The 16,039-nt window shown below is 43.2% G+C and carries 16 protein-coding genes; 15 read left to right on the forward strand and 1 reads right to left on the reverse strand.

What is annotated here, in order from left to right:
- The first annotated feature begins 558 nt into the window (after positions 1-558).
- Positions 559-1,134, forward strand: coding sequence for a transcriptional regulator Rok (rok, locus tag WA325_RS19850; protein WP_105954142.1), 576 nt, complete (start codon positions 559-561; stop codon positions 1,132-1,134).
- 41 nt (positions 1,135-1,175) lie between these two features.
- On the opposite strand, the gene WA325_RS19855 is transcribed toward rok, so the two are convergent.
- Positions 1,176-2,141: a sporulation protein gene (locus WA325_RS19855; protein ID WP_227598135.1), complete on the reverse strand. Its 966-nt coding sequence runs from the start codon at positions 2,139-2,141 to the stop codon at positions 1,176-1,178.
- A gap of 132 nt (positions 2,142-2,273) precedes the next feature.
- On the opposite strand from WA325_RS19855, the gene WA325_RS19860 reads away from it, so the two are divergent.
- The 14 genes from WA325_RS19860 to pfkB all read left to right on the forward strand — a co-directional run bounded on the left by WA325_RS19860 (position 2,274) and on the right by pfkB (position 16,036).
- Positions 2,274-2,873 carry a molybdenum cofactor guanylyltransferase gene (locus WA325_RS19860; RefSeq protein ID WP_105990730.1) on the forward strand — a complete coding sequence of 200 codons (600 nt, stop codon included), beginning with the start codon at positions 2,274-2,276 and terminating at the stop codon, positions 2,871-2,873.
- Between the two features lie 51 nt (positions 2,874-2,924).
- Complete coding sequence (locus tag WA325_RS19865) at positions 2,925-3,944, forward strand: MoeB/ThiF family adenylyltransferase (protein WP_024121233.1); 1,020 nt, start codon at positions 2,925-2,927, stop codon at positions 3,942-3,944.
- A gap of 17 nt (positions 3,945-3,961) precedes the next feature.
- On the forward strand, positions 3,962-5,251 hold the full coding sequence (locus WA325_RS19870; protein WP_227598134.1) for a molybdopterin molybdotransferase MoeA: 1,290 nt from the start codon (positions 3,962-3,964) through the stop codon (positions 5,249-5,251).
- Positions 5,215-5,733: a molybdopterin-guanine dinucleotide biosynthesis protein B gene (gene mobB, locus WA325_RS19875; RefSeq protein ID WP_227598133.1), complete on the forward strand. Its 519-nt coding sequence runs from the start codon at positions 5,215-5,217 to the stop codon at positions 5,731-5,733. Before WA325_RS19870 ends, mobB begins: the two co-directional genes overlap by 37 nt.
- Positions 5,733-6,206 (forward strand): molybdenum cofactor biosynthesis protein MoaE, encoded by a 474-nt coding sequence (locus WA325_RS19880; protein ID WP_105954146.1) that lies wholly within the window; start codon positions 5,733-5,735, stop codon positions 6,204-6,206. The genes mobB and WA325_RS19880 overlap by 1 nt, the downstream gene beginning before the upstream one ends.
- Complete coding sequence (moaD, locus tag WA325_RS19885) at positions 6,199-6,432, forward strand: molybdopterin converting factor subunit 1 (RefSeq protein ID WP_105990735.1); 234 nt, start codon at positions 6,199-6,201, stop codon at positions 6,430-6,432. Before WA325_RS19880 ends, moaD begins: the two co-directional genes overlap by 8 nt.
- Positions 6,433-6,670: 238 nt before the next feature.
- Positions 6,671-8,428 carry an ABC transporter ATP-binding protein gene (locus tag WA325_RS19890; RefSeq protein WP_336184108.1) on the forward strand — a complete coding sequence of 586 codons (1,758 nt, stop codon included), beginning with the start codon at positions 6,671-6,673 and terminating at the stop codon, positions 8,426-8,428.
- Between the two features lie 10 nt (positions 8,429-8,438).
- Positions 8,439-10,253: an ABC transporter ATP-binding protein gene (locus WA325_RS19895; protein WP_305934000.1), complete on the forward strand. Its 1,815-nt coding sequence runs from the start codon at positions 8,439-8,441 to the stop codon at positions 10,251-10,253.
- Positions 10,254-10,374: 121 nt separating this feature from the next.
- Complete coding sequence (gene yknW / locus WA325_RS19900; RefSeq protein WP_336184109.1) at positions 10,375-11,070, forward strand: toxin SDP protection protein YknW; 696 nt, start codon at positions 10,375-10,377, stop codon at positions 11,068-11,070.
- A 4-nt stretch (positions 11,071-11,074) separates the two neighbouring features.
- Positions 11,075-12,211, forward strand: coding sequence for an efflux RND transporter periplasmic adaptor subunit (locus WA325_RS19905; protein WP_202852482.1), 1,137 nt, complete (start codon positions 11,075-11,077; stop codon positions 12,209-12,211).
- Entirely contained in the window at positions 12,212-12,904 is a 693-nt protein-coding gene (gene yknY, locus WA325_RS19910; RefSeq protein ID WP_101860675.1) for an ABC transporter ATP-binding protein YknY, read from the forward strand.
- Complete coding sequence (locus WA325_RS19915; RefSeq protein WP_336184110.1) at positions 12,901-14,094, forward strand: ABC transporter permease; 1,194 nt, start codon at positions 12,901-12,903, stop codon at positions 14,092-14,094. Before yknY ends, WA325_RS19915 begins: the two co-directional genes overlap by 4 nt.
- A gap of 278 nt (positions 14,095-14,372) precedes the next feature.
- The gene (locus tag WA325_RS19920) at positions 14,373-15,128 is read left to right on the forward strand and encodes a DeoR/GlpR family DNA-binding transcription regulator (protein ID WP_044156039.1); all 756 of its coding nucleotides are present in this window, start codon (positions 14,373-14,375) and stop codon (positions 15,126-15,128) included.
- The gene (pfkB, locus tag WA325_RS19925; protein WP_227598126.1) at positions 15,125-16,036 is read left to right on the forward strand and encodes a 1-phosphofructokinase; all 912 of its coding nucleotides are present in this window, start codon (positions 15,125-15,127) and stop codon (positions 16,034-16,036) included. Before WA325_RS19920 ends, pfkB begins: the two co-directional genes overlap by 4 nt.
- Positions 16,037-16,039 lie beyond the last annotated feature (3 nt).

The raw sequence follows: 16,039 nt of genomic DNA on the forward strand, positions 1-16,039 counted from the left end.
AGATTGCCACATACCTATCCAAGCAGGGATAGATATGTGGGAGCCTTTTTCTGTATCTAAAATACAATAAGCATCTAAAGAAACAAAAAAGCTTGTAGAAAAAACATCGTTTTCTCTACAAGCTGAACCTGATGTAATCAGGTTTTTTTATTTGCGCAAAAAAGGAAAAGAGTAAGAAGCTTATTTTTCCATATTTGGGAATAAGAAAAACGTTTTTTAATGATTTATCTTCTAAAACAAGAGCTAATTTCTTATGTTTTTCTGCATATTTAGATATTTTTCATATCTCTGAACGCGAAAATTGTAGATATTACACTAAATTTCATTAAAGAAGTAATTAAAAGATATATTTTCAACTTTATTCCAAATGACTGACATAAGCTCTCGAACCCTTGTGAATAAAGAGTTCTGTTAAAAAATAAAACATTTTCAGAAAATAAGGAATTTTTCATAGAGTAAATATAATAGTAAAATGCTAAAATAATAGTTGATAAAATTACTTTTGTAATCTAATATCTTAATTAAAGATGTTAATTCTGATAGGGGGTACATTGAGGAATGTTTAATGAAAGAGAAGCTTTGCGCTTGCGATTAGAACAATTAAATGAAGCTGAAGTGAAAGTCATTCGTGAATATCAAATTGAACGCGATAAAATATACGCAAAATTAAGAGAGCTGGACAGAAATGGAAGCCCTTCCGAAACGAAAAAGGAGTTCCGTTCTGAAAGAAAAACTGACTCTCTGCCAGTTCTCGCCGAGCTTGCAGCTCAGGAAATCAGAAGCTATCAGCCGCCATCACAGCAGCAGTCCGCCCAGCCTCAGCTTCAATCTATTTCCTCTCTTCCTGCCGGTATACCAGATGGAGCGACTAGAAGAAGAAGAGGAACGGCAAGACCGGGATCTAAAGCAGCTAAACTGCGTGAAGCAGCTATTAAAACATTAAAACGCCACAACGCGGCAATTAAGAGCTCCGAACTTCAAAAAGAGATTGAAAAGGAAAGCGGTCTTGAAATCCCTAATATGACAACGTTTATGCAAAGTTTAATTAAAATGTATCCGGAAGTGAAAAAACCGTATCGCGGCCAGTACATTTTAGAGGGTGACATCGAATCAGCTGAATCAGCAACAGAATAAGCACACAGAAAAACTGCTTGGGAGCTCAAGCAGTTTTTTTATTATTGGGTTTTTTTCGGTGAAGGTTTGTTTTCTTTTTCAAGATTAAGCTTATACACCCATTTTTGATAAGGTTTTTCTTCGGCGGCACGGCTCTTCAGCTCTTCAATTTTATGGTTGATAAGCTGGTCAGCTGATTGGGCTCTGGTCAGCTGTTTTTGAAGCTCATTTACTTGTTTTGTGACATCTTCAAGGATGGTCTCTACATGACTTGACGGTGCGTAAACGGTTTGAGCTTCTTCTGCCGTTTTTTCTTTCTGTTTCGCACCGCCATCAATATCGGCAAAATGAGAAGCAATCCAGGCATCACTTTCATCAAGCTGCCGTTTGTACGAAATAATAGTTTCTTGAAATAGTTTTTCTTTCGTTTTTTCTATTTCAAGCAGCCTTTCTTTCGTTTCTATGATTCGGTCTTTCATATGATCTATTTCTATTTTGATATGTTTTAGCTGGTATTCTTTTTCTATCATTTGCTCTTTCAAGCGTCCGTTTTCGGCTTTTATCGTTTCAGCTTGCTGCTTGGCTTGAAACAATTCGTTCTGTTCCCGCTGGATAGAGGTATTAAGATGAATAATTTGTTTATGCAAATTTTTATTTTCTTCCTCAATTTTGATTTTTTCGATATGAAGCTTATGTTTTTCTTCGATTTCGGTTTTGCGTTTGTAGGTTTCTGCGGAAAGAAGCTCCTGCAAGGTGACGATTTTATCGAGCAGTTCGGCTCTCATTTGATGCAGTGTATGGCTCGTATAGGAGGCGTGTTGTTCTTTCATTGACATTTGCTTTAGCTCAGCGGACAGCTGCTGAAGTTTTTCTTTCATATTGGTATTTTCTTTAAGCAGTTTGTTATTTTTCTGATGGAAGTAGCTGGCCTCAAGCTCGGAAATTAGTTTACGGCACCTTGACAGCTCTGATTTTAAATAAAGGTTCTCCTGTGACACGTCATGGAAAAAAGGACCTGTTCTTTTCAATCGAACCATCTCCCTCATGATGTTAACATTACAATATGCAAATACTGAACAGCTATTCCTCTTTAATAAACAGACAAGCATTGGCGTTGGGGCCTTGCTTTTGCTATGCTTTTGGTAACTAGAGGTGAGAGCATGAAACATATAAATGTACTTTTAGCAGGAGGAGCCTCACGCCGGTTTGGGGAGCCCAAGGCGTTTGTAAAATGGAGAGGCCGCATGTTTTACGAATGGGCTAAAAAGTCGCTGGGTGAGCAAGCGGTCATCATCAGCCGTCCCGAGTTTATCGATAGATTTCAAGAGAATGGCGAAACCGAAGTGTATCAAGACGCGGAGCCGTTCCAAGGAATGGGCCCATTGGCTGGTATCTATACTGCTTTTGAAAAGACAGACGGTGACCTTTATACGATTCTATCCTGTGACACACCGCTGATACGAAAAAGGACGATGGCGGAGCTCAGGCGCATGGTAACTGCCGATACGGACGCAGTCATCCCGATATCAGGCGGACGAGTGCAGCCATTGATAGCACTGTATCATAAAAGGATCATGCCTATTCTATATGAACAGCTATCTGAGAAAAAATTAAAACTATCAGATTTCTTAGACCGTATTTCAGTTCGTTACGTACAGGCAGAGGAAATCGCGGCAGTGCCGGAAGAGTTTATGAATATTAATACACGACATGACTATAGGCGTTTGGAAGAACTCAAGACATTCTCCTGCTGGGACTGACGGGCGGAAATCATGGTATGATTGACATAAAAGATAAGGAGATCAGGTTTGATGGAAGAGCGTTATTCACGGCAAATCAGATTTAAGCAAATTGGAGAAGAGGGCCAGCAAAGACTGGCAGACAGCCGCGTGCTGATCGTAGGAGCAGGAGCGCTCGGAACAGCCGGAGCTGAAGGGCTGTCGAGAGCGGGAGTTGGAACCGTCACCATCATTGACCGTGATTATGTAGAATGGAGCAATCTGCAAAGGCAGCAGCTTTATACAGAAAGCGATGCGGAACTCCGCATGCCAAAAGCTATGGCTGCCAAAGAACATTTATCCGCTATTAACAGCGGCATACATATTGAGGCATACGTTACAGAGGGGACGGCTGAAACGCTTGAACCGCTGATCGAAAAAGCGGATGTTGTTATCGATGCAACAGATAATTTTGAAACACGCATGCTTATCAACGATCTAGCTCAGAAAACAAAGACACCATGGATTTATGGCGCTTGTGTAAGCAGCCAAGGGATGTTCATGACAATTATTCCGGGGGAGACACCTTGTTTGTCTTGTTTGTTTGAGCAAATTCCTGTCGGCGGAGCGACGTGCGATACAGCGGGGATTATTCCGCCTGCGGTCCATATGGTTTCAGCCTATCAGCAGGCGGAGGCGCTGAAACTGTTAACGGGAAACACAGAAGCGATACAGCGCGGCTTTGTCACGTTTGATGTCTGGAACAATTCACATATGAAAATCAACGTTAGCAATGTACGAGTCGAAGATTGTCCGTCATGCGGCGCACACGCAGTTTATCCTTATCTTCAAGACTGGAACACGCCAAAAGCTGCTGTGCTGTGCGGCCGTGATACGGTTCAAGTCAGATCAGAGTCATTAAAAAGAATACCGAAGCAGGAGCTCGCCAGTCGGCTGAAAACAATCGGCAAGGTAGAGGCCAATGCATTTTTGCTTCATATCTATTATGAAAATTTCAGAATCGTCATTTTTAATGACGGACGGGCTCTGATACACGGAACAAGTGATGTGAAAGAAGCTAATTCTGTGTTGGCAAGAGTAATCGGATTGTAACAACAGGAGGGTTCAGAATGCTGGAGAAAAGAACACCGATACCGGTAGATGAAGCTGTTCGGCGTGTCAGCCGATTTCAAAAACGAGGGGAAACAGAATGGGTGGCGCTTGAAAACAGCCTTCACCGATTTTTAGCTGAAGATGTAACGGCAGATCACCATGTGCCTGCATTTGACCGTTCGCCATATGACGGTTTTGCTGTCAGAGCATGTGATACGGCTGAAGCTTCACGCGAGCACCCTGTCCGCTTTGAGGTCATTGACCATATCGGGGCAGGAGCTGTATCTGAGAAAGAACTTGCTGCGTTTCAGGCAGTGCGGATCATGACAGGTGCGCAAATTCCAAAAGGCGCGGATGCCGTGGTCATGATTGAGCTGACTCAAACCTTTGAAGAGAATGGTCAGCCGTTTATGTCTTTAAAACGCCGCTTCCAGCCAGGGGACAATATTTCAAAAACAGGTGAAGATGCTCAAAAAGGGAGCGTTTTAGTCAGAAAGGGCACGCGAATTACCCCGGGGGTAACAGCTCTTCTGGCAACCTTTGGATACGCTTCTGTGCCTGTCGTGAGAAAGCCTGTTGTCGGGATTATCGCTACCGGCACTGAATTGCTGAATGTCAGTGACCCGCTGGAGCCGGGGAAAATCCGTAACAGTAACGCCAGTATGGTATATGCACAAGTTATCGAAGCGGGCGCTTCACCTCTTTACTTAGGGAAAATCTCCGATGATCTTGATCAAAGCTTTGCTGCGGTCGAGGAAGCAATGGAAAAGGTTGATTTTCTAATCACAACAGGCGGCGTGTCAGTGGGTGACTTTGACTTTTTGCCTGCAATCTATGAAAGGCTCGGAGCTGATGTGCTCTTTAATAAAGTTGCTATGCGCCCGGGAAGTGTAACGACTGTGGCTCATGCAAACGATATGCTGCTGTTTGGGCTGTCAGGAAACCCGTCGGCATGCTATGTCGGTTTTGAACTGTTTGTAAAACCGATGATCCGGTCATGGCTGCTTCATGATAAACCGCATCCAATTTGCGCAGAAGCTGTTTTGACTAAGGACTTTCCGAAGCCGAATCCTTTTACCCGATTTGTACGTGCTTATGTACACCATCAGGAAGGAAAGCTGTTAGCGGCTCCCGTTGGATTAGATAAGTCAAGCTCTGTCACTTCACTTGCAGAGGCGAATGCGTTTATCATCCTGCCGGGCGGTACGAGAGGTTACGAATCAGGCAGAACGGTCCACGTGCTGCTGATCAGAGAAGAGAATGGAAGTGAGTGGCCTTGGTCCGTTTCCCGATCGTCCAAGTTGTAGGATTCCAAAACAGCGGAAAAACAACGTTGATAGAGCGTATTCTTAAAAAAGCCGCACTACAGGGACTGCATGCAGGCTGCCTGAAGCATCACGGTCATGGCGGCGAACCGGAAGCATTCACTGAAGGAAAAGACACTGACCGTTACCAAGCTGCGGGAGCTGATGTAACAGCAGTAGAAGGAGCGGGTGTTTTACAGCTTACGGCCCGCCGTAAATGGGATCTCCCGCAGCTGATCGAGTTATATCGCTTTCTCGATATGGATTGCCTGCTCATAGAAGGCTTTAAAAAAGCTCCTTATCCTAAAGTAGTAATAGTACGAGATAAGGATGATCTGGCTGAACTGCAGGCAGTAAATATAATCGCAATTATATACAGAGAAAAAGAACAAACGGCTGCACACCAAGGATTACCCGTTTTTCACGCGGATGATCCTGCAGCAGTTGATTTTGTGCTTTTACAGCTGAAAGGGGAATCTGTGTAATGGGACGGTTTGAGATTACGAAAACACCCATCGTTACTGAAGATATCATAAAAAAAGTAGAGAAACGGGAAGCCGGAGCTATTACCACGTTTATCGGGACAGTTCGGGAGTGGACAAACGAAAAAAAAACAATCCGGCTGGAATATGAGGCTTATGAACCGATGGCTGTGCAGATGCTGGCCCAAATCGGGGCTGAAATAGAAGAGAAATGGAAAGGGGCTTCGGCTGCTATCACACATCGGATCGGTGTACTGGATATCGGCGAAGCGGCAGTTGTCATCGCTGTGTCTTCTCCCCATCGAAAAGCCGCTTATGAAGCCAATGAGTATGCAATCGAACGCATTAAACAGATTGTGCCTATTTGGAAAAAAGAAATTTGGGAAGACGGAGAGCAATGGATCGGTGACCAGCTTGAGACAACAGCTTATCCGAATGGAAAACCAGATGTAAGTGAGGGGGAGCAGCGTGATTAACATTCTTTTGTTTGCGGGACTTGCTGAAAAGGCCGGCACGTCAACGCTTGAAATTGATATGGAACAAGCAACAACCGATGATATAAAAGCGGTATTAAAGGAACAATACGGACTTGAATCAATTGATACGGCTATGATTGCTGTAAATGAAAACTACGTCAAAGAAAATACCTCAGTATCTTCCGGTGACAAGGTGGCTGTTATTCCACCTGTCAGCGGGGGATGAAAACCGGACGGCGATAAAGCCGTCCGGTTTTTGCGTTAAAAGCCATATCTCTCCGTTTTTTGCATATCCTGCTCATCATCCTGCATACAATGATTTTCTGTAGGCATTTATTTTACATAAGTCCCGCCATATAAAGTAAGAGACCATCTCCGCCATTAGATTGAATTTTCGAAAAATAATAGAAATTTATTTCGGGAATCGATATAGTAAGGGTGAAAAAACTGGAAGGGTGCTGGGTATGGAGACATTTAAAAGATTAAAAGCATTTTATTGGCCGTACAGAAAGGTGTTTATGTGGTCGCTTCTGGCGATGCTTTTGATGACAGTCATTACGGTCGTTTATCCGATCATTCTGCAAATTACAATCGATGAGATCGTACTCGGGAGGCAGTATCAGCTTGCAGCATGGATCAGTCTGGGATTTATTGCGGTTATGGCTGTAAAAGGAACCGCTACTTTTTTTCATCAGTATTTAGGTGATATGTTTGGCATCAAATCTGTTTATCGGCTGAGAAATGGCCTGTATGCAAAACTGCAGAGGCTTTCTTTTTCTTACTATGACAACGCAAAAACAGGTGATTTGATGTCCAGGCTGACAGCCGATGTTGAAGGGCTCAGGTTTTTTTTATCCTACGGGCTTGCTGAGTTTATTCGATTCGGCTTGCTGGTTGCGATCAGTTTATCGGTCATGTTTTACTATTCGGTTCCGCTTACGCTGGTAACAATCACTGCTTTGCCTTTTCTGGCGGTCGCAGTATATCAGTTTGACAAAAGAGTACACCCCGCCTTCCGAGGCATCAGAAAATCGTTTGCGAAACTCAATACAAAGGTGCAGGAAAATATCAGCGGCATCAACACAGTTAAGTCACTATCAAGAGAAGATTTTCAAATCAGCGCCTTTAATAAGGCAAATGCGGCCTACAGAACAAAATATTTACAAACGTCATCCATCTGGTCTGCGTATTTTCCGCTGATGGAGTTTATCGGCAATATTTGTATTGTGGCTCTTCTTTCATACGGCGGCTATTTGGTCATGCAAAATCAGCTGAATCCGGGTGAGCTTGTCGCTTTCTTCAGTCTGGTCAATTATATGATGTGGCCAATCATGAACTTAGGTTTTGTGATTAATATGTTTTCTCAGGCAAAAGCCTCAGGAGAGCGTCTGTTAGACATTCTTGATGAAGAGGAAGACATTAAAGACCACGTTCATGCTTTACATCAGCCAAAGCTAACCGGAGATGTCTCATTCAAAGATGTAACTCTCACATACAGAAATGAACAAACGAACGCGCTTTCCGATGTAAGCTTTGAAGCAAAAAGCGGAAAGATGATCGGACTTTTGGGCCCTACGGGATCTGGAAAAAGCTCAGTCACACAGCTCCTCACTAGATTTTACAGTCCTGCAGGCGGAATCATCACGATTGATCATAAACCTATCACAGATTATTCATTAAAAACCCTTCGCTCAAATATTGGAGTTGTACTTCAAGAATCATTCCTATTTTCATCTACTATTCGATCAAATATTTCATACGGGAAGCCGGATGCTTCGATGGGCGACATTATAAATGCGGCAAAAAGAGCTCAGGCCCACGATTTTATTATGGAACTGCCTGACGGATATGACACCATGCTTGGAGAAAGGGGGCTGGGGCTTTCAGGCGGCCAGAAGCAGCGTATTGCTATTGCCAGAGCCATCTGTTTAAACCCGAGCATTTTAATATTAGATGACGCCACAAGTGCAGTAGATATGCAAACTGAGCACAGCATACAGCTTGCGTTAAAAGAAGTCATGAAAAACCGCACAACCTTTATCATCGCTCACCGCATTTCTTCACTGAAACACGCAGATGAAATTCTTGTCTTCGATAAAGGTAGCATTCGTGAAAGAGGCAATCATCACGAGCTTCTTGCCAAGAACGGCTATTACAAAAAGATATACGATTTGCAATACCGGGATGTCAATATGTTAAATGAGCCGCATCAGGTCGGATAGGGAGGAACATATGAAACAAGCAAAAAAACAGGGGATTTTGGAGCGTTTCTATTATTCTTCAGATGAAATCATTGAAAAACCGTTTAACTGGGCTCAAATGTGGCGGCTGTTAAGCTATGTCAAACCGTACCGAAAAACAATTCTGCCGCTTTCTTTTCTCACCGTTTTGATTGGGACTGCTGTGAAGCTTGTCATTCCCATTCTGATCGGTGTTTATGTTCTCGATCAAGCCATTACAGCAAAGAATTCGGAATTGCTGATGCAGCTGATTATTTTGATCAGCGTTTTATACGCTGTTAATTATGCAGCCAATATGCTAAGGATCAGATGGATGAACCAGCTTGGCCAGCATGTCATTTACGATTTGCGCCAGCATTTATTTACCCATGTGCAGCGCTTGTCCCACCGATTTTTTGATCAGAGATCGGCAGGGTCTATTCTCGTCAGAATTATGAATGACATTAACTCCCTTCAGGAGCTTTTCACAAGCGGCGTGATTAACTTATTAACAGATTTATTGCTTTTGGCGGGAGTCGTCATCATTTTATTCACGCTGAGTCCTGAACTGACCATAGCCATCATGGTGACTCTGCCGATTATGTTTTTTATTTCAACAAGTCTCAGAAAAAAAATCCGCCGTTCATGGCAAACGGTGCGTCTGAAGCAATCAAAGCTGAACTCTCATTTAAACGAAAGCATACAAGGTATCCGCGTAACGCAGGCTTTCACGCAGGAACAAGAAAACATGGCGTATTTTGACGGAGTCAATCAGGAGAACTATCAATCATGGCGGGAAGCAACAAGAAAAAATGCTGTGTTCCGTCCTCTGGTAGAAATGACAAATGCGATAGGAACGGCTGTATTAATTTGGTATGGCGCCACACTCATCATGAACCAAACCATTACAATAGGTGTCTTCGTATCTTTCGCCTTCTATTTAGGCATGTTCTGGGAGCCTATTTCAAGATTAGGCCAGGTTTATAACCAATTGTTAATGGGGATGGCCTCGTCAGAGCGGATTTTCGAGTTTTTAGACGAACAGCCGAACGTCAAGGAAAAGCGGGATGCCATTCACAAGAAAAATATTAAAGGCCATATCAGCTTTGAAGAGGTTGAATTTTCTTATGATGAAAAACGAAAGGCACTTCATGCCGTTTCCTTTTCTATTCCTGCAGGCTCGACACTTGCACTTGTCGGACACACGGGGAGCGGAAAAACAACGATTGCCAATTTAATCAGCCGATTTTATGATGCAACAGGAGGAACCATTAAAATAGACGGCACTCCGGTAAAAGACCTGTCCATTGCCAGTTTACGCTCTCAAATCAGCATTGTGCTTCAAGATACGTTTATTTTCTCCGGAACGATTATGGAAAATATTCGTTTCGGAAGGCCGGATGCGTCAGACGAAGAAGTGATAAAAGCTGCTCAAGCAGTCGGAGCGGATGAGTTTATTTCTGGTTTAGCAGAAGGATACGAAACAGAAGTGGAAGAAAGGGGCAGCGTATTATCCGCCGGTCAGCGCCAGCTCATTTCCTTCGCAAGAGCGCTGCTCGCAGATCCTGCTATTATCATTCTTGACGAAGCCACGGCAAGCATTGATACAGAGACAGAAGTCAAAATCCAGCAGGCTTTAAAAACTTTGCTGAAAGGCCGTACAGCCGTCATGATTGCCCATAGACTGTCCACGATCCGCGACGCCGACCATATCATCGTTCTTGATCACGGCAGGAAAATGGAAGAGGGCAGCCACGAACAGCTGCTTGCGAAAGGAGGTATTTATGCAGGACTGGTGAAAGCGCAATACAGCATAGCTGCCGAATAAAAGCCTTCAGCTTGAAAATCTGAAGGCCTGTTGAATGATTTGGATATTTTTTAAAAAAATATGAAACTTTTTTTAGATCCTTTCGTATTATCAGCTAGATATGTTCAAGGAGGTTTTATATATGGAAGCAAATGTAGAAAAAAACGGCGGAGTGTCAACTGAAAAGCCATCCCTTTTGGGAGTGATCACAAGTCCTGGAACTCAATTTGAGAGAATAAGAGAAAGGCCGGTTGTATGGGGCCCGCTCTTGATTGTTGCGGCAATCATCATAGTTGGTGCTGTATTGCAGGGTCTCGGAACGGATTATAGCGAGCTTCTGAAAAATACAAATACGAATGGATTAACAGCTGAACAGGTTGAAACTCTAGGAACGATAACCAAATACACTGGAATGATAGGTTCGATTCTCGGCGGAATTGCAGCTTTATTTATTGCACCTCTCATTTATTGGCTCTGTGTGAAAATATCAGGAGGCGTAACGACGTATAAGAAAATGCTTTCTCTCGGTCTGTTTGTCTCCTTAATCAGCAGTTTAGGATTATTGATCAATGGAATTGTTGCTTTTACAACTGACACAAGTTCACTTTACAGCATGACGTCACTTGCGGGAATTATTCCTTCAGACATGCCTTTAGCCAATGTATTAAATACATTTGAAATCTTCAGCATTTGGAGTTATGTATTATTAGCGATCGGTCTTCACAAAACGGGAGGCATCTCCAAAAAAGCAGGGTGGATATCCGTTATAATTCTTTTCGTCCTTTTGGTCGCATTTTCGTTTGTTTCAGGGGCGATAAACTCTGTGGCAGGTGCATAAATAGATGAAAAAAGTCTGGATCGGAATTGGAATTGCAGCATTAGTCGCTCTTTTTATAGGAATTAATATTTACCGGTCTGCCGCTCCGACAAGCGGCAGCGCCGGCCAGAAGGTGGAGACGGGCAGTCTAGAAGAAAAAAAGATATCGTCAACGGTTATGGTTCCAGGCACACTTAAATTTTCAAATGAACAATATGTGTTTTATGAAGCCGATAAAGGAACTTTGAACGACATTAAAGTGAAGGAAGGCGACAAAGTTAAAAAGGGTACGCCGTTAGTCACTTATACGAATGAGCAGCTTAGTCTGGAAAAAGAACAGAATCAATTGACCGCTGAATCGAACCGGCTGCAAATCGATCAGATTCAAGAAAAGCTACAAGCGTTGGACAGTAAAGAAAAAGAACTGACAAAACAGCTTGGAAAGAAAGAAGCAGAAAAACAAGTTGACTCTGAGCGCACAGAGCTTGAAATGCAGGAAAAAACGGCTCAGATAGAATTAAAGCAAACAGAGCTTCAGCGGCAGTCGCTTGCCAATCAAGTGTCAGATCTTCAAGTGAAAAGCGAGATCGAAGGCACTGTGATTTCTGTCAACCAGGAAGCGGCATCAAAAAAGTCAGATATTCAAGAGCCCGTCATACATATCGGCAATCCTAAAGACCTTGTCGTTTCAGGGAAATTGTCTGAATACGATACACTTAAAGTCAAAAAAGGCCAAAAGGTCACACTCACTTCAGATGTCATTCAGGATAAAACATGGAAAGGTACAGTTTCAGCTGTCGGACTAGTGCCGGATCAGCAGGATAACGCCGCGGCAGCAGCTGGCACAGATCAGGCGGTTCAATACCCGCTTCAAGTCAAAATAAAAGGTGATCTTCCTGAAGGAAAGCCAGGTTTTAAATTCATTATGAATATCGAAACGGATAAGCGGAAAACCAATACGCTTCCTTCTAAGGCAGTTAAAAAAGAAGATGATCAATATTATGTGTATACAGTAAAGGACGGTAAAGCAAAGCGAGTCGACGTCAAAATCGGTGAAGTAACAGATGATGTAACGGAAATAAAAGAAGGAATTTCTAAGGATGATCAAGTCATTTTAAATCCTGCTGATGATTTGGCTGACGGAACGGAAGTGAAAGCATAAATGATTCAGCTTTCAAATGTGCGAAAAAGCTACCAGATCGGCAGAGAAACGTTTGATGTTCTTCATTCGATTGATTTGAACATCAATCAAGGGGAATACGTTTCGATCATGGGGCCGTCAGGATCGGGAAAATCAACGATTATGAATATTATCGGCTGTCTAGACCGTCCGACTTCCGGTATATATAAGCTGGACGGTGAAGACATCTCATCTTATAAAGACAAAGAACTGGCCGCAGTCCGCAACAAATCCATCGGTTTTGTCTTTCAGCAATTCCAGCTTCTCCCGCGGCTGAACGCTAAAAAAAATGTCGAGCTGCCGATGATTTATTCCGGCATTGGAAAAAAAGAACGCCAAGAGAGAGCCGAAAGAGCTTTAGAAAAGGTCGGATTAGCCGATCGAATGCTTCATATGCCGAATGAGTTATCCGGCGGTCAGAAGCAGCGTGTGGCCATTGCGAGGGCAATCGTCAATGAACCAAAATTAATTTTGGCGGATGAACCGACTGGCGCGTTGGATACGAAAACAAGTGCAGCGATTATGGACCAATTTACAGCGTTAAACGACGAGGGAACAACGATTGTACTTGTCACCCACGAGCCGGAAGTTGCAGATTGCACGAACCGGGTCATTATGGTGCGAGACGGAGAAATTGTTCCTCCAGGCTCCGGACAAAGGAGCGTGGGGGAATGAGTCTGTTAGAAAACGTCAGAATGGCTTTGAGCTCTGTTCTTGCACATAAAATGCGTTCCATTTTAACGATGCTCGGAATCATAATCGGTGTTGGCTCTGTTATTGTTGTCGTTGCTGTAGGACAGGGCGGCGAGCAGATGCTTAAGCAGTCCATCAGCGGTCCGGGGAATACGGTGGAACTATACTACATGCCGAGTGACGAAGAGCTTGCAAGCAATCCGAACGCCGTAACGGAGTCAACTTTTACAGAAAACGATATTAGCGGATTAAAAGATATAGAAGGGATAAAACAAGTGGTTGCATCGACTTCTGAAAGCATGAAGGCGCGTTATCATGAGGAAGAAATTGATGTAACCATTAACGGAATCAACGACGGATATATGAATGTGAATTCCTTAGAAATAGAAAGCGGGAGAACCTTTACTGATAATGACTTTCTTGCGGGAAAAAGGGCGGGCATTATATCACAAAAAATGGCCGAAGAGCTGTTTGATAAATCCTCTCCTCTCGGTGAAGTTGTCTGGGTAAACGGACAGCCTGTGGAAATTATCGGTGTGCTGAAGAAAGAAACAGGTTTGCTGTCTTTCGGACTAAGTGAAATGTATGTGCCGTTTAATATGATGAAATCGTCTTTCGGTACAAGTGACTTCAGTAATGTGTCATTGCAGGTCGAATCGGCTGATGATATCAAATCTATCGGAAAAGAAGCGGCACAGCTGGTGAATGACCATCATGGCACTGAGGATTCATATCAAGTCATGAACATGGAAGAGATTGCAGCAGGAATTGGAAAGATCACAACAATCATGACCACGATTATCGGCTCAATTGCAGGCATTTCGCTTGTAGTCGGCGGAATCGGTGTCATGAATATTATGCTCGTGTCAGTGACAGAACGAACGCGGGAAATTGGGATTCGAAAGTCTCTCGGAGCGACGAGAGGACAGATTCTGACCCAGTTTTTAATCGAATCAGTCGTATTAACGCTTATCGGCGGACTGATTGGGATCGGGATCGGATACGGAGGGGCCGCGCTGGTTTCTGCCATTGCCGGCTGGCCGTCATTAGTATCCTGGCAGGTCGTATGCGGAGGCGTGCTGTTCAGTATGCTTATTGGCGTTGTCTTTGGAATGCTTCCTGCAAATAAAGCTGCCAAGCTCGATCCGATTGAAGCGCTGCGTTACGAGTAACCTCATGCATATGCATGAGGTTTTTTTATGTTTGGTGCTTTTTACTATGAATATAAAAAACTTTTTACATTAAGATAAGAAGAAAAAGTCATACAATTGTCCTTATTTTTGTCGAATTTACAGTTTACAAACCCTATATACATACGTTAATATGGAGAAACGTGAAAGATTTTGATAGTTATTGAATGAATTTGAATGATTTTAGTTGCCTATTGTAAAAAAAGCGTTTACAATGAAATTGTATTCAAAATGAATACGTTTTCATTAGGAGGTGAAGCATGCTAACTCCTGAAAGATATCAGTTGATTATTGATCAAATAGAAAAGCATGATGTGGTAAAGATTCAAGAGCTCATAAATCTTACAAATGCTTCTGAATCTACAATCAGAAGAGATTTATCGACGCTTGAAGAACGCGGTTTTTTAAAGCGTGTTCACGGGGGAGCTGCCAAGCTTTCCGATATCAGACTTGAACCTGATATGCTTGAAAAATCATCCAAAAACCTTCAAGATAAATTGAAGATTGCTGAAAAAGCCGCTTCACTTTTGGAGGAAGGGGATTGCATTTATCTCGATGCGGGCACGACGACTTTGCACATGATTGATTTTATGGATAAAAGCAAAGATATCGTTGTGGTCACGAACGGGGTTATGCACATCGATGCATTGATAAGGAAAGAAATATCTTTTTATCTGCTTGGAGGATATGTAAAGCACAGAACGGGTGCGGTTATCGGAGGCGCTTCACTGATTGCCATGGATCAGTACAGATTCGATAAGAGTTTTCTGGGGGCAAACGGTGTGCATACAGAGGCTGGCTTCACAACGCCTGACCCTGATGAAGCCCTATTGAAAACGAAGGCTGTCAAACAGGCAAAACACGCTTACGTCTTAGCGGACCCTTCGAAATTTGGAGAAATTTCATTTTCGGCATTTGCCGGCATAGGCGACGCAACAATCATTACGACTGACGCTGAAGAGCTTACATTCGATAATTACCAAGAAAAAACTGTCGTAAAGGTAGTGAAACCATGATTTATACTGTAACACTTAATCCATCTGTCGATTATATTGTTCACGTTGAAGATTTTACTGTAGGAGGCCTGAACCGTTCCGCATACGATACAAAGTATCCAGGGGGAAAAGGCATCAACGTATCGAGACTGCTGAAAAGACATCATGTTCAGTCAAAAGCACTCGGATTTGTCGGCGGATTTACCGGAGAATATATCAAAACATTTTTGCGCGAAGAAAACCTGGAAACGGCTTTTTCTGAAGTAAAAGAAGATACCCGCATCAATGTGAAATTGAAAACTGGTGATGAAACGGAAATTAACGGTCAGGGACCAACGATTTCAGACGAAGATTTCAATGCCTTTTTAGAACAGTTTACATCTTTGCAAGAGGGGGATATTGTCGTTCTTGCTGGAAGCATTCCATCTTCACTGCCTCAAGATACCTATGAAAAAATCGCAGAGGCTTGCAAACAGCAGAACGCGCGTGTTGTGTTAGATATCTCTGGCGAAGCGCTTATGAAAGCAACAGAAATGAAACCGTTTTTGATGAAGCCAAACCATCACGAGCTTGGTGAAATGTTCGGAACGACGATTTCATCTGTTGAAGAAGCTGTTCCTTATGGGAAAAAGCTTGTAGAACAAGGCGCTGAGCATGTAATCGTATCCATGGCCGGTGACGGAGCGCTTCTGTTTACGAAGGATGCCGTTTACTTTGCAAACGTACCAAAGGGGAAATTGGTAAACTCAGTAGGAGCAGGAGATTCTGTCGTTGCAGGTTTTCTTGCCGGTGTTTCCAAGCAGCTGCCGCTTGAAGAGGCTTTCCGCTTAGGAGTTACATCAGGCAGCGCTACCGCGTTTTCTGAGGAACTTGGTACAGAAGAATTTGTCCAGCAGCTTCTTCCTGAAGTTAAGGTCACACGTCTATAGAGG

It is taken from the genome of Bacillus sp. 205(2023), from assembly GCF_037027485.1.
Lineage (GTDB): Bacteria > Bacillota > Bacilli > Bacillales > Bacillaceae > Bacillus > Bacillus halotolerans.